Source organism: Serratia sp. (in: enterobacteria), from assembly GCF_051654945.1.
GTDB lineage: Bacteria > Pseudomonadota > Gammaproteobacteria > Enterobacterales > Enterobacteriaceae > Chania.
Map to the genome: position 1 here is coordinate 36,548 of NZ_JBOFZA010000078.1, position 19,799 is coordinate 56,346.

The 19,799-nt window shown below is 54.4% G+C and carries 15 protein-coding genes and 1 pseudogene; 6 read left to right on the forward strand and 10 right to left on the reverse strand.

Annotation, left to right across the window (positions count from 1 at the left end; genetic code table 11):
* Positions 1–2: 2 nt before the first annotated feature.
* The 3 genes from ACRDCA_RS16190 to ACRDCA_RS16200 form a co-directional block, all read right to left on the reverse strand.
* Positions 3–2,597 carry a fimbria/pilus outer membrane usher protein gene (locus ACRDCA_RS16190; protein ID WP_438690456.1) on the reverse strand — a complete coding sequence of 865 codons (2,595 nt, stop codon included), beginning with the start codon at positions 2,595–2,597 and terminating at the stop codon, positions 3–5.
* A gap of 77 nt (positions 2,598–2,674) precedes the next feature.
* Positions 2,675–3,361 carry a fimbrial biogenesis chaperone gene (locus tag ACRDCA_RS16195; RefSeq protein ID WP_438690457.1) on the reverse strand — a complete coding sequence of 229 codons (687 nt, stop codon included), beginning with the start codon at positions 3,359–3,361 and terminating at the stop codon, positions 2,675–2,677.
* A gap of 91 nt (positions 3,362–3,452) precedes the next feature.
* Positions 3,453–3,977: a fimbrial protein gene (locus tag ACRDCA_RS16200; RefSeq protein WP_438690458.1), complete on the reverse strand. Its 525-nt coding sequence runs from the start codon at positions 3,975–3,977 to the stop codon at positions 3,453–3,455.
* 422 nt (positions 3,978–4,399) lie between these two features.
* On the opposite strand from ACRDCA_RS16200, the gene ACRDCA_RS16205 reads away from it, so the two are divergent.
* The gene (locus ACRDCA_RS16205; protein ID WP_438690459.1) at positions 4,400–5,062 is read left to right on the forward strand and encodes a helix-turn-helix domain-containing protein; all 663 of its coding nucleotides are present in this window, start codon (positions 4,400–4,402) and stop codon (positions 5,060–5,062) included.
* A gap of 92 nt (positions 5,063–5,154) precedes the next feature.
* Here the strand turns inward: ACRDCA_RS16205 and ACRDCA_RS16210 are convergent.
* From ACRDCA_RS16210 to torS, 3 genes and pseudogenes are all read right to left on the reverse strand, one after another.
* Positions 5,155–5,328: pseudogene (locus ACRDCA_RS16210) on the reverse strand (ParA family protein); the annotation flags it as partial.
* A 391-nt stretch (positions 5,329–5,719) separates the two neighbouring features.
* Positions 5,720–6,862, reverse strand: a complete 1,143-nt coding sequence (locus ACRDCA_RS16215; protein WP_438690460.1) for a Fic family protein — start codon at positions 6,860–6,862, stop codon at positions 5,720–5,722.
* Positions 6,863–7,079: 217 nt separating this feature from the next.
* On the reverse strand, positions 7,080–9,827 hold the full coding sequence (gene torS / locus ACRDCA_RS16220; RefSeq protein WP_438690461.1) for a TMAO reductase system sensor histidine kinase/response regulator TorS: 2,748 nt from the start codon (positions 9,825–9,827) through the stop codon (positions 7,080–7,082).
* 84 nt (positions 9,828–9,911) lie between these two features.
* Here torS and torT point away from each other — a divergent pair, with 84 nt between their 5' ends.
* A complete protein-coding gene (gene torT / locus ACRDCA_RS16225; RefSeq protein ID WP_438690478.1) occupies positions 9,912–10,946 on the forward strand; it encodes a TMAO reductase system periplasmic protein TorT in 1,035 nt (344 codons plus the stop codon).
* Here the strand turns inward: torT and torR are convergent.
* On the reverse strand, positions 10,926–11,621 hold the full coding sequence (gene torR / locus ACRDCA_RS16230) for a two-component system response regulator TorR (protein ID WP_025123798.1): 696 nt from the start codon (positions 11,619–11,621) through the stop codon (positions 10,926–10,928). The two genes, torT and torR, sit on opposite strands and share 21 nt — an antisense overlap.
* 135 nt (positions 11,622–11,756) lie before the next feature.
* Between torR and torC the strand changes: the two genes are divergently transcribed.
* The 4 genes from torC (at position 11,757) to ACRDCA_RS16250 (ending at position 16,465) form a co-directional block, all read left to right on the forward strand.
* Positions 11,757–12,920: a pentaheme c-type cytochrome TorC gene (torC, locus tag ACRDCA_RS16235; protein WP_438690462.1), complete on the forward strand. Its 1,164-nt coding sequence runs from the start codon at positions 11,757–11,759 to the stop codon at positions 12,918–12,920.
* A 12-nt stretch (positions 12,921–12,932) separates the two neighbouring features.
* Complete coding sequence (gene torA, locus ACRDCA_RS16240; RefSeq protein ID WP_438690463.1) at positions 12,933–15,479, forward strand: trimethylamine-N-oxide reductase TorA; 2,547 nt, start codon at positions 12,933–12,935, stop codon at positions 15,477–15,479.
* 12 nt (positions 15,480–15,491) lie between these two features.
* The gene (gene torD / locus ACRDCA_RS16245) at positions 15,492–16,133 is read left to right on the forward strand and encodes a molecular chaperone TorD (RefSeq protein WP_438690464.1); all 642 of its coding nucleotides are present in this window, start codon (positions 15,492–15,494) and stop codon (positions 16,131–16,133) included.
* A gap of 143 nt (positions 16,134–16,276) precedes the next feature.
* On the forward strand, positions 16,277–16,465 hold the full coding sequence (locus tag ACRDCA_RS16250) for a type II toxin -antitoxin system TacA 1-like antitoxin (RefSeq protein ID WP_438690465.1): 189 nt from the start codon (positions 16,277–16,279) through the stop codon (positions 16,463–16,465).
* Positions 16,466–16,776: 311 nt separating this feature from the next.
* Here the strand turns inward: ACRDCA_RS16250 and ACRDCA_RS16255 are convergent, their stop codons facing one another.
* From ACRDCA_RS16255 to norV, 3 genes are read right to left on the reverse strand one after another with little or no spacing between them, the layout of a single operon-like run.
* On the reverse strand, positions 16,777–17,130 hold the full coding sequence (locus ACRDCA_RS16255) for a DUF1971 domain-containing protein (RefSeq protein ID WP_438690466.1): 354 nt from the start codon (positions 17,128–17,130) through the stop codon (positions 16,777–16,779).
* Between the two features lie 24 nt (positions 17,131–17,154).
* Positions 17,155–18,288 carry an NADH:flavorubredoxin reductase NorW gene (norW, locus tag ACRDCA_RS16260; RefSeq protein ID WP_438690467.1) on the reverse strand — a complete coding sequence of 378 codons (1,134 nt, stop codon included), beginning with the start codon at positions 18,286–18,288 and terminating at the stop codon, positions 17,155–17,157.
* Positions 18,285–19,745, reverse strand: coding sequence for an anaerobic nitric oxide reductase flavorubredoxin (gene norV, locus ACRDCA_RS16265; RefSeq protein WP_438690468.1), 1,461 nt, complete (start codon positions 19,743–19,745; stop codon positions 18,285–18,287). Before norV ends, norW begins: the two co-directional genes overlap by 4 nt.
* Positions 19,746–19,799 lie beyond the last annotated feature (54 nt).

Genomic DNA, 19,799 nt, shown 5'->3' on the forward strand with positions numbered 1-19,799 from the left:
TATCACCTGCACTGTCCATTGATATTCGCAATGCCGTTCACGCTCTTCGGCAGGGTATAGTTCACACTGCACCGTTCATCCGCACCGCTGCCCCATTGCACGTTAAGCTGGCCGCTTTGCGCCAGACCAGTCAGATACACCTGGCCTGCATCGCCCACGATAAAGCCCTCGGCGTCTTTGCTATTACCGGCCGACACGATGGCACCGAACGGCACCGGCTTGCCACTGGCAGTCAGCAACGTCATCAGCACCCGGTAACCCACGCTGGTCTGGTAGGTGGCTCTCACTACCGCACCACGCGTTGGCACCACGGTTTGTGTGGTGATGGCCACTTCCGTGTCGTCGCCAAAGCTCTCGGTATTGAGCGTTACGTCGTTCTTGCGGTATGGGCTGGCATAAGGCACTACCGCGTAGCCTCGATAATCGGTCTTCACCCCGGTTTGGCCCTGTACACCGACGCTTTTCGCGCCCGGTGCAGCAACCAGCACCACAGTTTCACCCAGCGGTTGGCCTAACGTGATGCCGTTTTCATGGGCCAGAATGCCGCCCTGCAAGCCATAGTTCAGACGCTGGCTGTTGTTGTCATACGCATAGCCGCCGTTGACTTCGCCGTAGGTGGCACGCCAGTCCGCATTGGCACTGCCGCTGTTGCCCTGGCCTTTGGTGCCATATCCTTGCTGTACGCTCCAGCTCAGGTTGTTGTCGTCCAATACCGTCCCACCCACGCTCACGCTGTTGGTGGTATTGCCGTCCTTGCTGCTGTTGACCATGTAGTTGGCGTAGGTCGGGTGCTTGTCGCCAAACAGTTTGCTCAGCGGCACACTCAGGTTGAAGGCAAACAACTGGTCCTTGTCGTAGGTACGCCCACTGTGGCCTGACTCGGCGGTACCATAGACCACCTGCGAGTTGCGGTTATAGGTGTAACTCAGACCGTAGCTGATGCCGTCCCACGAGTTGTTGTAACTGGCGGTGTACGACTCCATCCGCCGGTCGGTATTCCAATAGTCTTCCCGTGCCGCCGTCAGCCCCAGGTTGCCGCCGCCTTGCCACAAGTCCTGTGACAGGGTCAGTTCCGCCCGGTTACGTCGCCGTTCCTGCAACGGGTAGCTGTTGCCGCTGGTGTAGCTATCCAGCACTTCCTGCATGCCCCAGTAGCCGTCAGTGGCATAGCGATAGCCCGCCACCGAGAAGTTGGTACCGGTGGCCACGAAGTTCTTGCTGTAACGCACCCGCCACGACTGGCCGCTTTCTTTCTGCTGGTCTTTCTGTTTCGACCAGGCTTGTGTCACATCCAGGGACAATGCGCCCAAATCACCCAGGTTCTTGCCGACGCCTGCCGCCAGCGACTGATACTTGCTGCTGAACTGACCGCCGCCGTAAATCGTGAACCCGGCTGGCAGGCCGTAAACCAGCGTGCCTTCGCTCAACGGGGTCTTGTCCACGCTGTTGTCATAAGAGCGGTACACCCCGGTAGTGGCCGAGTATTTCAGGCGACCTTCACGCTGCAATACCGGCAGCGAGGCAAACGGAATAACCAACAACTGTTCGCTGCCGTCGGACTCCTTGATGGTCACGTTCAGGTCACCGGACCCGCCGGTGGGGAACATGTCGGTAATTTCAAAGCTGCCCGGCGACACATAGGTCTGGTAAATCACGTAACCGTTTTGACGGATGGTCACCTGCGCATTGCTACGGGCAATACCGCGCACGATGGGCGCATAGCCCCGCAGACTTTCTGGCAGCATGTCATCGTCGGAGGCCAGTTGGGCTCCGCGGAACGGAATACTGTCAAACACATCCGCCGCGGTGGACGTGTCCCCGGCGGTGAACTGACCTTTCAGCGCAATGATGTCTCGTTGGGCATAGGTGTAGACCGTGTCCCAATGGTCTTCGGTTTTGCCATTGTCACCACTGCTGCTTGAACGATTCCAGGTGGTGTAGTTACGCAAGCGCCATGGGCCGATATTGATGCCGGGGCGCAGGTTGACGTACTGGCTGGAACTGTCATCGCCCTGGCCGCTCTTGGCGTAGTTGTTGGCCCCGCTGACGCTGTAGTTTAACAACGCGGCCGGAATGCCCTCATCCCACGACTTCGGATCGACCCAACCACGGGCGGAGTTGTTTACCGCCGACTGGGGGATACTCAGCAACAGCTGTTGGCGGGCAAAACGGAACTCGCTGTTGGCCTGGGGAATGGCCGCCAGGTTGGCACAGGCACTGCCCGGCGCACCTATTTCCGGGAATTTCTTGGTCAGTACGCCCCAGTCGGCAAGGTCGTTAACCGGAATGCAGGGCAGCAGGGTCTCAGCGCCTTTGCCGTCCTTGCCCAGACGGAATTCCACATTGCGGGTTTCCATCTTTTCGTTGTTGAGAAAGACATCAACGCGGTAAGTGCCGGGCAACTGGCCGCCCTTGTCCTCGAAAGAGGTCAGGTCGACGGCTTTTTGGCCGGGGGTACCCAGTTCAAGCAGGGCGGGGTTGAAGTAGTCCCGAGCCTGTGCATTCATCATTGTCCCGGTCAACAGCGCCATCTGAGCGGCCACAAAACAAGCCACCCTGCTCAGGCGTAACCGTCCTCGGGCGTTATTATTATTCATCCTTAATTACTCCCTTGCCCGCAAAAGGCATTGCAACTTGCCGCTCCTGAATATTCATGCTCCGCATGAATATTCTGTTAGTGCCCTGGGGTGTGTTCTGCCCCGGTACCGCCGTAATCGCTGATCAGTTTCCAGCTCACGTTCCCACTGACGTTGGCGGGTACGTTAAAGGTGGCCTGGCTCATCGGTAGCACGTAGGTGACATCTTTAACTTCGCGCCCGCCCACCTTGACCTGTTGGAAGTTCATGACGAACGGGGTCGGGTTATTGACGCTTAACCGGGATCCACTCTGTGACCAGGTCAGCTTGCCCGCCACGTCTTCAGGTACGCCCTTCAGGCCTTGCGGACGGTAGAGCAATTTGATGCGGGTCTTGACCGCGATCTGCAGGGTGTTGGCCCCTTCCTTCTTACTGCCCGCCGGGATGGATTTGACGTTCAGCCAGTAAAGTGACTCGCGGTCTTCAGGCAGGCTGCCGCCGGTGCGCACAATACGCAGCAGGTTCTGTTGGTTACCGTCCAGACGGAACAGCGGCGGCGTGACAATAAAGGGGGCTTTCTCAGCACCACCGTTTTGGGTCTCCGCCCAGGACTGGATGAGATAGGGGTTGGTGTCAGAGTTAGTGACGCTCAGTGAAGCCTCCTTTTTGCCGCCGTCGTAGATCAGGCGGGTACCACCGACGGTCACGCCGCCGACATTGGCCGCCTGCACGAAGGTGCTGCTCAGCAATAAAGAAAGGCAAAGGGCTTTAAATCCGGTATTCATGGTAATTCCGTACTCCGAAAAGGCGGGCCGACCGGAGTCGGCCCGTAGGGATAACTTCCCAACCAGAACATGGCGGGGAAGCGACAACCAATTAGTTGTAAACGATGGTGAAGTTGCTGGTGGAGTTCGCTGGACCTGCAGTAACAGGCAGTGAAGTCGCCAGATAACGAGCAACGAAGTCCAGGTTGTTGGAGCCGGTAGTCAGCGCGTAAGCTGTAGACGCGGTGTACAATGGCACTACAACTTGGGATTTATCCATCAACTGGATACCCACGTTAGTCGCCACGCCGGTTTCCTGAGTCAGGGCCAGAATGGTGTTATCGTTAGCATTCGCTGTGCCATCGAACTTCACTTTTGCAGAAGTGACGCTGGCTGGGCAGTTGGTCAGTGCGATGGTGAACTTGGTTGGTGCTGCAGTCAGAGAACCGGTAGTGAACGCAGAGCTGGCCACGGTGCCCAGAGTAACGGTCAGCGGGTTGCTCATGTTGTTCACTACGGTGCAAGCGTCATCAGTAATTGAACCGACGAAGTTGATTTTGCCGTCATCAGCAAAGGCAGACATAGCAGACAGAGAAGCAGCAACAACCATGGCAGCAGCAATCAGATTCTTTTTCATTTAACTATTCCTTTCATAAACATAGTGAGGTTACTCGGCATCATTTCCGAATGGCAGATATCATGGAAATACTGAACTAAGCATATTCCCAGTGATTTGCTTGGCTAGAATTTATAGATACCCAGTATTTATCTCAATTTAATTTTGGTTCCATTTTGGACTTTGCTGTAACATTTTTCATACAAATAATGATTGTGGAAATTTAAATGAAAAAAATAAAACCCATGTTTAAAAAAACCAATTAATATATTTACCGAATCAACTGCGGACTTCCAATCTCATTATTAAGTTAATAAAAACAATAAGTTAAATGCGTTTCGTTAAGAGATTAATCCAATGTTGGACTATGCTATTAACTTATTTGAGAATTGTCTTATCATTGCTGCGGAACGGATTACGTGTTTTTAATTTTGGGATACCTAATGGATTTAACAACAGACTCGCACAGGGAAGTAGAGGTTTTCTCGGTTCTATCTCATAAGCCAGTTGATAAATTAAAGAAAATAATGAATTTATTAGCCCCCTACTCAGAAAGCTTCACCGCGCCCAAAGGTAATGTTTTTTATTATAATAAAAACATCAGTCGCCAATGTTTTTTTCTATTTAAAGGCAGTGTTGCACTACACCGTCGTGGCGATGGCATGATCCTGAATTCAGAGTCGGCCCCCTTTATTCTTGGTGTTAGCAATCAGTTTGCGCAGGCCGATCACTTGTATGTGCGGGTAAGAGAAGATGCCAGGATGGGTAGCCTGCCCTTGGAACTCTTCAATCAATTAATTGAGAAATATGATTTATGGGAATGCTTGGCCACTATCCTGATTTACACCACCTCGCGCGTGTATGAGCACTGTACGCAGATTGCTCAGATGTCCACTTACGAGATCATCCGCTTTCAGCTGCAAGAGTTAATGCAGGAACCCCCGTCGATACGATTGAATATCACGGCGGCAAATTATATCAAGGGCAGGTCATACCTTTCACGCAGCGGGATCATGCGTATTTTATCCGAGCTAAAAAAAGCCGAATACATCACCACAGAGCGTGGTGTTTTACTGAAAATCCGGCGATTACCAGAAAAATATTAGCATATTCAATTATTAAATCGGTATTTTACCTAAACTGAAACCACCTCCCTAATCAGGCATATCAACAACCTAAGCTAGTTAAGTATGTCCGAAACACCTTCTATCATAGGGATGGTGCCACGTAGAAACTCGCGCATATAAGGTACCACTGGCTTGATTATGGCCAACACAGTATGGTTCGTTGCCAGCATGACCAACTCAAGCATGATGGATCGGGCACCCTGTGAATCAATAATGATCACGTCATAGTCGGCAAACAGAAGGTGCGCGGGACGGACACTTGAAGAACGCTCTCAGTGCCCCCGTCTTCATGAACTTGAGTCGCTTCTGGCACCTGGAAAAAAGGGGATTCAGGCGCGACTAATTTTCTTTTTCTCGTCACCATACCTAACTCCTTAGTTCGTCGCGTATGTTGCCTTATTCCTACAGGTTTTATAGCTAACCAACGTTCTATACGTGTTTACATCAGGGATTGAAAATCCCCGAATCCTTGGTTCGATTATGAACATCCCTGTCGCTCACCCTTGCGGGCCAACGCAAAGCGTTGTTCAAGTTTGTTCCAGACAAACTTGTCCGAGTCCGGGCACCATCTTTAGAAGAACCCGCCTATGGCGGTTTTTTTGCTTTCTGAATCGGGTTCCTCTTCGAGCTGCGCGATCACAAATCAGGTATAAACCCTTGCTCACGCAGAACCTGGATCACCCCACGTATTAGAGATGAATTCGAAAATTTCGCCGTATAGGTTCTAGCTCCCTCTTCTACTGGCTGGATCAGCCCCCGGTCGATCAACTTACCAAGCTGATAAGTCACCTGTGCTGGTTTCAGATCGGGTAAGACAGTACGCAGATCCCCTGCTTTTATTGCCCCCAGATCGACAGCACGTTTCAGAACCTTCGACTCCAGCGGGTTTATCAAACCTCTTCCCGACGAAAAAGCGATAGCCGGATACAAGACCTTTTCGCGCAAAAAAGCTTGGTTTGTCAGTTGATCAACCTTCTTCAACTCAGATGAGATACCCGACAGCACATATAAGCACCATTCCTCTAAACCTTGCTCAGTGCCCTTATCGGCTAACGAAAGCATGGCGTAGTAGCGTTCACGATCGTTACAGAATACCGCTGTCGGGTTAAGAACCCGACCACCCGCCTGAACGTTAAACCCATACTTGATCAGTAACGCATAGGTCAGCAATCTGACCGTTCTGCCATTACCGTTACCAAACGGGTGCACCCAACCAAAGCGGTGATGCACCAACGCAATTTTCATCAGATCATATTTTGGCTTATCGGCTCGGTTAATAAAGGCGGTAAGTTCCGTCATATAGTCAGGAACGTGGATGTGATCCGGCGGTAAATGCTCTGCCTGAGCAATGGTGACGTTATGTTGCCGATATGCACCGGGGTTTTTATCACCTTCCCGTTGCAGTCCGACAACCGCCAAACTATGCAGCTCACGGATAAAATATTCCGTTATGTCATCACCATTGTTCAGGTAGTCGTCGATAAACTCCATCGCAGCTTCAATATTGTTGATTTCTCTGAGCTGATCTGTCGAATTTTGCGTTCCTTCAACTTTGCTTTCAACGTAGTCAGCGAGCGTGGTATGGTTGCCCTCAATCCTTGCCGAACCCAGACTCTCCAACATATGGAAAACAGCCTTCAACTGCGAAAACAGCAAGGGATGGACATCCGTTTCCAGTCTCAGATGCCGGAGTAATTCCAGTTCGGTCAACACATCGACCAAAGGGGAGTCAAAGTTCGGGTTCAGAAGCCTGAGTTCAAAGTGATTAAATTGAGCCATGATGTTTAATTATCTCAACGAGTGCATGACAACATCTCAAAACTATAACAAAAATATCAATATAATCCATTGATTAGAAAAAATCACACCTCTAATCATCTCAAAAACCATCAACCCAACATATCAAATTCAAGTTCAAAAGAGGTTTCAGGCAAAAAGTGACACGCAAGGCGTCTACATAGTCTTGCCAGCTTAGAAGGAACTTTTTCAAGGTAAATCAAATGGCACCGACATCAACCCAAACCGCCAACTGCCGGAGTTCGTCCATCACCATCTGGCGTAAAGGCACGTTTTCCCGCGCCCCTTGCTCCAGCACTACGCAAGCCTGAACCGAACGTTGCATCCCCAAACTGGCGCAGCCACTTTTCAACTTATGGGCCAAGCGCGCCACCAAGTCTTCATCCCCGGCCTCGAACGCCTGTTCAATTTCCGCTACCAGCGGCAACGCATGTGCAATAAACAGCTCCCGCCACTCACCGATTTTCTCTTTGCCAAACACCGCCGCATCCTGGGTGAGTTGCTCCGTATCCAGCGAGTTTGCGGGCAACGCCGTTTTTTGATCCGCCGTTAAATAATGCTCAATCAATCGGCTCAACTCCTCACGCGCAACAGGTTTCTGTATCAGCCCGCGGAATACTTCGGTCGTGCGCTGTCGCAGCACTTCATCGGCCACGTGGGCGCTAAAACCGATCAGCGGCAACTGTGGGCAACGGGCCGTGATCTGCAACGAGAGCGTGATGCCATCCATATCGGGCAGGTCCAGATCGACCAGCACGCCACTGAATGCCGAGTCGGCTGCCAGTATGCCCAACGCGCTTTGGCCATCGCTAGCCACCGTAACCCCGGCACCGCAAGACTGTAACATTTCCGCCGTGATGCGCTGCGTCACCAGATTATCCTCAACGATCAGCAGGCGATAGTTGGCAAGGTCGGTGCGCTCTTCGGCGCGATGCTGGACTGGCGTGGCCGCAATCTGCAACGGCAGGCTCAGCGAGAAACAGCTGCCCTCGCCCGGCGTGCTGGTAGCGCTTAGCGTCCCCTTCAACGCTTCGGTCAATCCTTGGCTGATGGCTAAACCTAACCCGGTGCCGCCGCGTTTATCCGTCAGTTGCACGAACGGTTGGAAAATTTGTGTGAGTCCGTCGGCGGAAATGCCGCAGCCCGTGTCGACCACATCGATTTGCCAGCGCTGGCCATCAACCCGGCAGCTCACCACCACCCGCCCCTGTTCGGTAAAGCGCAAGGCGTTGGAAAGCAGGTTAATCACGATCTGGCGAATACGCCGCGGATCGCCATTGAGCCACTGCGGTAAATCATCGGCACAGCTGAGGCTGAGCTGGATATCGCGATGACGCAAACGCCCAGAGATCAAACGTACGATACTCGCCAACAGCTGGCGCGGGTCGAAAGGTTCATTGCTGATGGTTACGCTGCCTTTGCCTGCCTCTAGCGCCGAGTAGTCGAGAATATCGTTGAGGATCGCCAACAGGCTTTCGCCTGAGTCATTGATCGCCTGCACATAAGCGAGACTTTTGGCCGATAGCGACTGCTCGGAGAGTAGCTGAGCGGTGCCTAACACACCGTGCAACGGCGTGCGGATTTCATGGCTCATTGCCGCCAAAAAGGCGGATTTGGCGCGGTTGGCCTTTTCGGCCTCTGCCCGAGCCTGATGGTGCTCGACCACCAGCGCTTCCAGTTCCGCCGTGCGTAATTCGACCTGTGCCGCCAGATACTGCTGCTGGTTCTGCAAGGCATCCGCATTGGCGCGAAACGCCTCCATCAATTGCCCCATAGTGTTGAGCTCATGCACCACCGAGGTCGCAGGAAAAGGCGAGTTAAGATCGCCTTGCAGCAACCGTTGCAACGCCGCAGTTTGCTTCGCCAACGGTAAGGTGACCGAGCGCCACACCACACGCCACAGGATCAGCGACAGCACCGCCAGAGTGAACAGGCTCAAGACGATCAGCCAGAATTTGCCGGTTTCGCGGGCCTGCTTCAGCGTTTCCAATGCCTGCGTATTGCGCCGTTCAATGTCGCTGACCTGGCGGCTGATTTCGCTGCTAAAGCGGGTAAACATATCCAGGTTGTTTTGCGACAGCGCCTGCAACTGGGCACGAATATCCCGCTCCTGCTGATAAAGTGCCGAAAGTTGCTGATAACGCGCCACAATCTGCAATTCAGTGCCGATCTTCTCCCGCGTGAGCGGATCTTCGACACGCTCCTGACGCCGCTGCAAAATACGCACGTAGTCACCAATACGGGAAACCAATTCAGCCGGTGCTCGCTCGGCGACCTCTTTCTCCAGCAGCAGGATCAGATGCTCGATCTGGATCGCGTTAAGCCGCAACTCGCTCATCTGGTTTTGATATTCAAGATCGACATCGATCAACCGGTCTAACGCCTGCTCTGCCGCCTGGTTGCGATGCTGATCGATCAGATCGTAAATCCCTGCCTGGGTCACGCCCGCCGCTGTGGCTGCGTTGTTTAACTGCCCCTTGGCCAGTTCGGCAATGCGGGATGCCGCCTCCATAATCTGGCGTGACAGCTCGCTCTGTTGTTTGCGCAGCGTCAGGCGCTGGCCGACCAACTCACCCTGTAAGCCCAGACTGCGGGTAATGTCGGATTCTTGTTGCTCGATCGCCGCAGTATCAAAACCCTGCTCACGCAAACGCCCCAGCAACCGGCTGATACGCAGGCTTTGCACCGTCAGCATCTTGCCCTGATCGAGCCATTCCGCCTGGGTATTGGCGTTGGTCAGGCTTTGGGCAGAGAAGAGTTCGTACGCGCTGGCCTCGCTCAGCTGGCGCGCCATGTTCATGGTGGGGATCACCGACTGGGTATGGGTTTGCTCAACCTCGCCAATAAAGCGAAAGCCGAACCAGCCGATCAGCGAACTGAGCAGCGTCAGGCCCGCCATCAGCAAAAAAGCCAACCAAAGTCGTCGTGTTAACGAAGGGTGCCCCATAAATGTCCCGGTGATGGAATATCAGCTACGAAGCCTATAGCATAAAGGCATCCGATCTATGAGGCTATTATGCAAACCTCTCTTCTGCGTTTTCTGCTGCTGTTTATCTGCGGCCTGCACGTCTCGTCAGCGCTGGCCGTCTCATCGGCCCCGCTGGTGCGTTGGATAAACGAGCGCCAGTCTGAGCCGGTTGCCGCCGTGGCAGCCATTCAGGCGGAGCGCCGTTGGAAACTGTGCGCACTCTACCCCAGCCTGAAAGACTCTTACTGGTTATCCATCAATTACGGCATGGTGCGTGAGGCACAACGCGCTGGCGTGACGCTGCAAATCTTTGAAGCCAGTGGCTACTCGCAGATCGATACCCAGCGTGAACAGTTGGCGCTCTGCCGCAGTTGGGGAGCCGATGCGATTTTGCTTGGCAGCAGCGTGGCACAGTTCCCGAACCTGGCCGCCGCAGTGGGCGCCACACCGGTAATTGAGGTGGTCAACGCGCTGGGCTATGCGGCAACCAAAGTACGCGTGGGAGTGCCATGGTTCCAGATGGGCTACCAACCGGGGCGTTATCTGGTTGAGCACGCGACTCAACGGCCACTCAACGTGTTGCTGATGCCAGGACCCAAGGATGCCGGTGGCAGCAAGGAAATGATTGAAGGATTTCGTGCCGCCGTTGCTGGCAGCGGGATCAACATCGTCGAAGTGGTGTATGGCGATAATGACGTAGAAATTCAGCGCAATTTACTGCAAGACATGCTGGAACAGCATCCGCAAATCAATCTGGTAGCGGGCAACGCCATTGCCGCTCAGGTGGCGATGGGGGAAAACCGTAATCGGCAGCAGCCGTTGGGGATTGTCTCTTTTTATCTCTCGCACCAGGTTTACCGTGGGCTTAAGCGCGACAAGATCATGGTGGCCGCCAGCGACCAGATGGTGCTTCAGGGCGAGTTGGCTATCGATCAGGCAATCCGGGTTTTGCAACATCAGCCGCTGGGAAATAATATCAGCCCGCATATTCTGACGCTGACGCCGGGCAACATCAGCCCCCAAAAGGTGGCGCTATCGCTCTCGCCCCTAGGTTTTCGGCCGGTCTATCAGTTGCCGTCAGCTGACGTCGGCGGCTAGGAAGTAGCCCTCGCCGTGTTGGGTGACGAACAGTTCGCTGTTGAGCTTATTTCTCAGCCTGCGTATCAGCACGTCCACAGTACGCAGATCCGGCTGTTCCACCCGATTGGACGACAACATCCGCAACAGACGTTCGCGGCTCAACACCGTGCCGGGGTTAGTGACAAACGCCAGCAGCATTTCATATTCGGCCCGCGTCAGGCGGATGGGCTGCTCTTCGAACATCACTGTATGGCGAGAAGGATTTAGGCAATACCCGGCGAACAGGTAGCAGTTGTCTTGCTGCACGTTACTGGCCGGGGTGTTGGCCAGATCGATCCGCCACAGCAGATTTTTTACCCGCACCACCAGCTCGCGCAGCTCCAGCGGTTTGGTCACGTAGTCATCCGCCCCCATCTCCAGCCCGACGATCCGATCGATCTGATCGCTACGCCCGGTCACGAGAATGATCCCAACGTTGGAACGCTCACGCAGCGCGCGGGTTAACAACAGGCCATTCTCATTGGGCAGGTTGATATCCAGCAAAATCAGATCCACCGGCTGTAGCAGCATGATCTCTTTCAGCCCCACGCCGCTTTCCGCCACAGATACCTGGTAGCCCTCATGCACGAAATAGTCGCGTAAGCGCGCCTGCGTAACCGGATCGTCTTCAACAATCACGATGTGATGGCTCATGGTGTCAACTTGCTCCCGCCCTGTTCATATCCATTCATATTGTGACTTATTGCGTTCATTCAGACCAGTGACCCTATTCACATTTACTCCCTATCCTACTAAAGGAGTATCCATAATAACTAGAAGGTCTATTTTATGAGCAAGCTTTGGCGGAAACTGACCCGGCCTAGCGCCAAATGGTCGGTGCTGGCACTGGTGGCTATCGGCTGCATTCTCGGGTTGGCGATCATCATCGTACCGCACGCCGGTATCAAGATGACCAGCACCACCGAGTTCTGCGTCAGTTGTCACTCTATGCAACCAGTGTATCAAGAATACAAACAGTCTGTTCACTTCAAGAACGCCTCCGGCGTACGCGCAGAATGCCATGACTGCCACATCCCACCGGATCTACCCGGCATGCTGTGGCGCAAGATGGAAGCGGCCAACGATATCTACCAAACCTTTATTGCCCACTCGATCGATACACCGGAAAAGTTCGAAGCCAAACGGGCCGAACTGGCCGAGCGCGAATGGAAGCGCATGAAGGACAACAATTCCGCCGGTTGCCGCTCCTGCCATAACTATGACGCGATGGAACATACCAAGCAGCACCCAGAGGCTGCCAAGCAGATGAGCATCGCGGCCAAGGATAATCAGTCCTGTGTCGATTGCCATAAAGGGATTGCTCACCAATTACCCGACATGAGCAGCGGCTTCCGCAAACAGTTTGAAGATCTGCGCCACAGTGCCGACGCCAACAGCGATGGCAACACGCTCTTCACTCTGGATATGAAACCGATCTATGCGGCTAAAGGCGATAAAGAACCTGCCGGTTCTCTGCTGCCAGCCTCTGAAGTCACGGTATTGAAACGTGATGGCGATTGGCTCGAAGTACAAATCGTGGGCTGGACCGAAACCACCGGCCGCCAGCGCGTGCTGTCATTGCTGCCGGGTAAACGCATTTTTGTCTCCTCGATCCGTGATGAGGTGCAAAAGCAGGCCAAAACGCTGGAGAAAACCACGGTAGCCGGCACCGGCGTGGAGTGGAGCAAGCTGCAAACCACCGCCTGGGTGCAGAAAGGCGATCTGGTCAACGATATCAAACCGATCTGGGCCTACACCGCCGCCCTGTATAACGGCACCTGTAACCAATGCCACGGCGCACCGGAGATCGCCCACTTTGATGCCAACGCTTGGATCGGCACCTTGAACGGCATGATTGGCTTCACCAGCCTGGATAAGCGGGAAGAACGTACCCTGCTGAAATACTTGCAGATGAATGCTTCCGATACCGGCGGCGCAGAGCAGAAACACTAAGGGAGAATGCACATGAAAACATTACCAACCATCAGCTTGTCCCGCCGTCGTTTCCTGACTCAACTGGGCGGGTTGACCGCCATTGGCATGATTGGCCCGTCGCTGCTGATGCCGAAGAACGCTCTGGCCCAAGGCAGCACCGGTAGTGGCCTGCAAGAAGGTCTGTTGACCGGCTCCCACTGGGGGGCCATCCGCGCCACCGTGATGGACGGGCGTTTTGTCGCCGCCAAGCCGTTTGAGATGGATAAATATCCCTCCAAAATGATTGCGGGCCTGCCCGATCACGTCCACGGCACCGCACGTATTCGTTATCCGATGGTGCGGATCGACTGGATGCGCAAGCGCCATTTGAGCGACACCACCCAGCGCGGCGACAACCGTTTCGTGCGCGTCACCTGGGATGAAGCGCTTAATCTGTTCTATCAGGAACTCGAGCGGGTGCAGAAAACCCATGGCCCTTCCGCCCTGCTCTCTGGCACCGGCTGGCAATCGACCGGCATGTTCCATAATGCCTCCGGTATGCTCGCCAGGGCGCTAGCCCTGCACGGGGATTCGGTTGGCACCGGCGGCGACTATTCCACGGGTGCAGCCCAGGTGATCCTGCCGCGAGTGGTTGGCGCAATGGAAGTCTATGAGCAGCAAACCTCTTGGCCGCTGGTGCTGCAAAACAGCAAGACCGTGGTGTTCTGGGGCTCGGATCTGGTGAAGAACCAGCAAGCCAACTGGTGGTGCCCGGATCATGACGTTTATGAATACTATGCCGAGCTAAAAGCCAAGGCTGCCAGCGGCGAGATCAAGGTAGTCAGCGTTGACCCGGTAGTGACCTCGACGCACGAGTATTTGGGCCGCGAACATGTGCAGCACATCGCCCTGAATCCACAAACGGACGTGCCATTGCAGCTAGCCTTGGCGCATACGTTGTACACCGAGAAGCTGCACGATACCCACTTCCTCGGCACCTACTGCGTCGGCTTTGAGCAGTTCCTCCCTTACCTGTTGGGCACTAGCGATGGCCAGCCTAAAGACGCCCAATGGGCCTCAACGCTGTGCGGCATCGACGCTAAAACCATCCAGGAACTGGCCCGCCAGATGGCAGCCAACCGCACGCAGATTATCGCTGGCTGGTGTGTACAGCGTATGCAGCACGGTGAGCAATGGTCGTGGATGACAGTCGTGCTGGCGGCGATGCTTGGCCAGATCGGTTTACCGGGCGGCGGCTTTGGTTTTGGCTGGCACTATAACGGTGCGGGCACGCCGAGCCGTAAAGGGGTGATCCTGAGCGGTTTCTCCGGATCCACCAGCACGCCAGCGATCCACGCTAACGGCGATTTCAAGGGTTACAGCAGCACCATCCCTATCGCTCGCTTTATCGATGCCATGCTGGAGCCGGGCAAAGAGATTGATTGGAATGGCAAGCGCGTCAAACTGCCGCCGTTGAAGATGTGCGTATTTGCCGGTACCAACCCGTTCCACCGCCATCAGCAGGTTAACCGCATGATCGCCGGCTGGCAAAAATTGGAAACCGTGATTGCCATCGACAATCAGTGGACCTCCACCTGCCGTTTTGCCGATATCGTGCTGCCTGCCACTACTCAGTTCGAGCGTAACGATATCGACCAGTTCGGCAACCATTCCAACCGCGGCATCATGGCGATGAAGCAACTGGTACCGCCGCAGTTTGAAGCCCGTAATGACTTCGATATCTTCCGCGAACTGTGCAAGTTGTTCGATCGCGAGCGGGAGTTCACCGAAGGCCTGGACGAAATGGGCTGGATCAAGCGCATCTATCAAGACGGCGCACGCCAGGGCAAAGGACGCGGCATTGCTCTGCCCGCCTTTGATGAATATTGGAATGGCACGGGTTACTTCGAATTCAGCCACCCGGAAATGTTTGTGCGGCACCAGGCCTTCCGCCAAGACCCGGATTTAGAGCCGTTAGGCACGCCGAGCGGCTTGATCGAGATTTACTCGAAGAGCATTGCCGATCTTAACTACAACAATTGCCAGGGCCACCCGATGTGGTTTGAGAAGGCAGAACGCTCGCATGGTGGGCCACTTTCGGCCAGCTATCCGTTGCACCTGCAATCTGCCCACCCTGATTTCCGTTTGCACTCGCAACTGTGCGAATCGGACATGCTGCGCGCGCAATATAGCGTGGCAGGTAAAGAGCCGGTGTTTATCAGCCCACAAGATGCACGCGAGCGCGGTATCAACAATGGCGACGTGGTGCGGGTATTTAACGCGCGTGGGCAGGTGTTGGCCGGGGCGGTGGTTTCGGATCGCTATACGCCCGGCGTGATCCGCATCCATGAAGGTGCCTGGTACGATCCTGAACGCGGCGGCGTGGCCGGTTCGCTGTGTAAGTACGGCAACCCGAACGTGCTGACACTGGATATCGGCTCTTCCGATCTGGCGCAGGCGACCAGCGCACACACCGCATTGGTCGAGATTGAGAAGTTCAAAGGCAAAATCGAACCGGTTACCGCGTTTAATGGCCCCATCGAGATGGTTGCCCAATATGAATTTGTGCCGAAGAAGGCAGAAAATGCCGCGCCATAAGGAGGCTATGCCATGTTAAATCAGGGTTCAGAGCTTGGCGCTCCGCATTACGCCTGCCTCTATGCCTGGCTGTCCGGCTGCTTTGCGCGGGAGCTTGGCGATGCGCAGATAGCCGAGCTGGCCAGCCCATCGCTCACTGCCTGGCTGACGTTGCTGGAGCAGATCCCGGCGCTGCAAGCACCGGTCACCCAGTTCAATCAGGCAGTTGCGGCATTGCAGCAGCGGCCTGATGCGCAACTGGAGCTGGCGGCCGATTTTGCCGGGCTGTTTCTGATGACGGATAAATCCGCCGCGCTGCCCTATGCCTCGTGCTATCAGCCGGAGTCCACACGCTTTAAGCAAGAGCAGAGCTCACGGATGAAGGCACTGTTGGCACAGTCGGGCATGGAGGTTGATGGCTCCTTTAGCGAGCCGGAAGATCATCTGGCGCTGATTTTGGAGCTGCTGAGCCGGCTGAACTTTGCACTCACGGAAACAGAGACGGCTGGCAAGGAGCTGCTGGCGCTGCGTAGTGAAGTGTTAACCGGTATCCTGAGCTGGCTGCCGGAGTTCAACCAGCGCTGTATTCGTCACGACGGTTTTGGGTTCTATGCTGCGTTGAGTACTTTGCTGCTCGCGCTGCTGCGTATGGATGCCAGCACCTCCCTGCAATAAAACAACGTTGGCCCTCAGAACTTGGGGGCCACGCTGTTTTCATGTTCGGTCACCCCAGAATATTTCTCAGCACAAGACGTGTAATGATATTAACGTTACATCGCAGTATATTTAGTATCTAGAAATGCACTGAGGACAGCCCTATGTCGACAGACAACAGCATTCCCGTTAAGCATAAGATATTCATCAAAGCCACCGAAGAACAACGCGTTATCATTGCCGCCCCTGAAGCTTACCAAAAATTCCTGACCCGATTAGAGCTGGCTTCTGAACCCAATGCTGCATTACGCAGAACCATGCAAGTTCATACGTTATGGGATCAAGAAAAGTGACTTCTTACTCTCAAACATATCTGATGGTTTTAAAGCTATTGTGGCCTGCCCCCCATTTTATTCCCTCGAATTCTGGGGAATTAAAATTTGAATCGTTGGTTTGTCCGTTTAGCCAATAGGCGCATAGCCATACGTGCCGTGATGCCCCTCACCCTAGCCCTCTCCCACAGGGAGAGGGGACTGAACGTGCTACATATGAGCTCCGGCACTTGACCGCAGCTCTGGACTCGCTCCCTCTCCCTAAACCAGTGTTTATGGGATCCCCGGTTTTTACCGTGGGAGAGGGCTGGGGTGAGGGGCGATCGGTTGCCTCAACTTTTCCGGTTAACTACCTGCCCGAATCCCTCGCCTGCCATCTCCAGATCGGGGGCAGCAAAGAAATCCAGATTGAAGTAGGTGTCCGGCGTCATTAGCTCAATGCAGTGCCAATACTCCGGCGGGCTGACACCAAACTGTCCGGCGGAAATAATCACCTCCATCTCCGCTTCGGTAGCCTGTTCATTGTTAAACCCCTTATATTTCACCGCGCCCTGCATCACGGAAAGCCGACCATAGACTCCCTTTTTGGTGTTGTGATGGGTCAATAAGGCACGGGGTACTGTTTCGCGATCCCAAAAAGGTGTTGAACGGGTATGCTTGTAATCAACTGGAATGCGGAATTTCATAACACCTCCTTCTGACGATAACTTTCAGGCATTCAGCACTTTCAACAATCCAAATGCCTGCTTCATATGATCTGCGCTGACGATAAACGCCCGCAGTTGCTGCTGTTGATCCACCCCTTTGGCGATCATGCCCTGAGGATCCACGCTGATCGACCAACTCAAATCCTGACGCTGGGTTTCCCCCGCCAGATGTAAAGGCAGGTCAGGCGTTTTCACCTTGATCAACATGGCCGGAAATTTCACCGCCTCGGCCGTCCCCAACAGGTTTTTTGCCAGCACCGAGGCGCTGAATTGGATGGGCAGCAGGAAAGGCATCAACTGGCCCTCGATTTCTGCACAGTCACCGAGCGCGTAAACGTCTTGCGCCGACGTCTGCAAGCTCCGATCAACCTGGATACCCCGGTTAACCTGCAAATTAGCCTGCTGCGCCAAAGCAATGTTCGGTTGCAACCCAATGGCAGAGACCACGGCATCCACCAGCAGCTCTCGCTGATTACTCAGCGTCACATGTATGCCATTTTCCCGCTGTTCAACAGCCGTTAATTGCTGGTTGAATACCAGCTCGACGCCCATCTGCTGCAAACGATGCTGGAGGCCACTGCTGGCCTCAACCGGCATCAGCGCGGACATCAGGCTACAGGCTTTATCGACTAGCGTAACCCGCTTGCCCGCCCGGCACATATCCATGGCCAGTTCGCAGCCAATCAGCCCGCCGCCCAGGATCAACACTTGTTGAGCCTTTAACAGCAGCGTTTCACTGCTGCGATATTCCTGCTGGCTGTTCAACGTCAGCATATGCTGATGACCCGGCACCGGCGGCACGATGGCCGAGGCCCCCATGGCCAGCACCAGTTTGTCGTAATGCCAGCAGCGCTCATCGCTACTCACCGTTTTTAGCTGGCTATCCAGAGCGGTAATGCGGGTGTTGGGATGCACCGTCACGCGGTACTGTTCTGCAAAGCTGCCCGCCGTTTGCCGCGTCAAAGCCTCTGCCGATTGATGCTGGCTGATGACATGGCTCAGTTCCGGTTTGTTGTACTCATCGCAACTGTCTGCGGCAATCAGGCTAATCGGCACATTGTCATCCAGCTTACGCAGGCTTTTAACCAACTGACGGGCCGCAAATCCGGAGCCAACGATCAGAATGCCGTGATTCATTTTGCCTCCGACTTCATCGCATCAAAGACCTCTTTGCCCATCGCACATTCCGGGCAGAGGAAATCGTCCGGCACGTCTGGCCAGGCCGTTCCTGGCGCCACATCCTGCATCGGCTCACCTTGCTGCGGATCGTAAACCCACAGGCAAACGCTGCATTGCATACATGGCCCCAAATCGCCGCTTTCAGCACTCTGCGATGCCGTAGCCATTGGCGGTTGAGGCTGAACCTCCGGGATTACCGCATTACCTGCTGGCAGAGGAGAAATAGCCCATTGGCGGGCAATATCACGCCCATGCTGGCGGCAGATCTCCAGCGTATCGCCATCGGGCCGCCATTTGGCCTTCAGCGCCAGCGTGGTTTCAAAACCACAGTCCATCAGGCGGGTTTGGATACGGTCAACCGCCCCGCCGTTCCAGCCATAGCTGCCGAACGCCGAGGCTTTCTTATTGCGAAAACGCAGGCCGGTGATCTCTTCCAATAACCCAGCCACTTTCGGCATCATCACGTTGTTCATGGTCGATGAGCCCACCAGCACACCTTTGGAGCGGAACACGTTGGTGAGGATTTCGTTTTTGTCGTGACGCGCCACGTTAAAGATTTTCACCGCCACGCGAGGATCGATTTCATTGATCCCCTGGGCAATGGCATCCGCCATCATGCGGGTGTTGTTGGACATGGTGTCGTAGAAAATGGTGATGCGATCTTCCTGGTAGTCTGCTGCCCATTCCAGGTAGCGATGCACAATTTGCGTCGGATTATCGCGCCACACCACGCCGTGCGACGTGGCAATCATATCTACCGGCAGATTAAACCCGAGGATTTCAGTGATCTTAGGCGTGACCAAACGGCTGAAAGGCGTGAGGATATTGGCGTAATAGCGTTGGCACTGTTCGAACAGTTCGTTCTGATCGACCTCGTCGTTAAACAGATGCTCATCGCAATAATGCTGACCAAACGCATCGTTGCTGAACAGCACCGCATCACCGGTCATATAGGTCATCATGCTGTCCGGCCAGTGCAGCATTGGCGTTTCAACAAAGATCAGCTGCTTGCCGTTGCCGATATCCAGGCTGTCGCCGGTATGCACCACGTGGAAATTCCACTCGGGGTGGTGATGGTGACCGTTAATGGAGTCGATACCGTTTTCGGTGCAGTAAATCGGCGTATTGGGGATCCGCGCCATCAACTCGGTGAGCGCACCGGCATGGTCTTCTTCCGCATGGTTGATAATGATGTAGTCCAGCGTTTGCAGGTCGATCTCCGCCGCCAGGTTTTGCACAAACTCGCGGCTGAATTTGTGATCGACCGTATCGATCAATACCGTTTTTTCCTCACGGATCAGATAGCTGTTGTAACTGCTGCCCTTCAGGGTCTTATATTCTGTGCCGTGAAAATCGCGCACTTCCCAGTCACGTTGCCCGACCCACTGAATATTGTTTTTTACCTGGATTGCCATGTTCACTGCCCTTCGATTGATCATTACATTGAGATAGTGGTATTGAGCAAAGGG

Coding starts and splice junctions, on each gene's coding strand:
- torR (WP_025123798.1), bottom strand. CDS start 11,621: ATGAGCCATCACATCGTGATTGTTGAAGACGATCCGGTTACGCAGGCG.
- ACRDCA_RS16255 (WP_438690466.1), bottom strand. CDS start 17,130: ATGAAATTCCGCATTCCAGTTGATTACAAGCATACCCGTTCAACACCT.
- norV (WP_438690468.1), bottom strand. CDS start 19,745: ATGGCAATCCAGGTAAAAAACAATATTCAGTGGGTCGGGCAACGTGAC.
- torC (WP_438690462.1), top strand. CDS start 11,757: ATGAGCAAGCTTTGGCGGAAACTGACCCGGCCTAGCGCCAAATGGTCG.
- ACRDCA_RS16215 (WP_438690460.1), bottom strand. CDS start 6,862: ATGGCTCAATTTAATCACTTTGAACTCAGGCTTCTGAACCCGAACTTT.
- norW (WP_438690467.1), bottom strand. CDS start 18,288: ATGAATCACGGCATTCTGATCGTTGGCTCCGGATTTGCGGCCCGTCAG.
- ACRDCA_RS16195 (WP_438690457.1), bottom strand. CDS start 3,361: ATGAATACCGGATTTAAAGCCCTTTGCCTTTCTTTATTGCTGAGCAGC.
- torS (WP_438690461.1), bottom strand. CDS start 9,827: ATGGGGCACCCTTCGTTAACACGACGACTTTGGTTGGCTTTTTTGCTG.
- torD (WP_438690464.1), top strand. CDS start 15,492: ATGTTAAATCAGGGTTCAGAGCTTGGCGCTCCGCATTACGCCTGCCTC.
- ACRDCA_RS16200 (WP_438690458.1), bottom strand. CDS start 3,977: ATGAAAAAGAATCTGATTGCTGCTGCCATGGTTGTTGCTGCTTCTCTG.
- ACRDCA_RS16205 (WP_438690459.1), top strand. CDS start 4,400: ATGGATTTAACAACAGACTCGCACAGGGAAGTAGAGGTTTTCTCGGTT.
- torA (WP_438690463.1), top strand. CDS start 12,933: ATGAAAACATTACCAACCATCAGCTTGTCCCGCCGTCGTTTCCTGACT.
- ACRDCA_RS16250 (WP_438690465.1), top strand. CDS start 16,277: ATGTCGACAGACAACAGCATTCCCGTTAAGCATAAGATATTCATCAAA.
- ACRDCA_RS16190 (WP_438690456.1), bottom strand. CDS start 2,597: ATGAATAATAATAACGCCCGAGGACGGTTACGCCTGAGCAGGGTGGCT.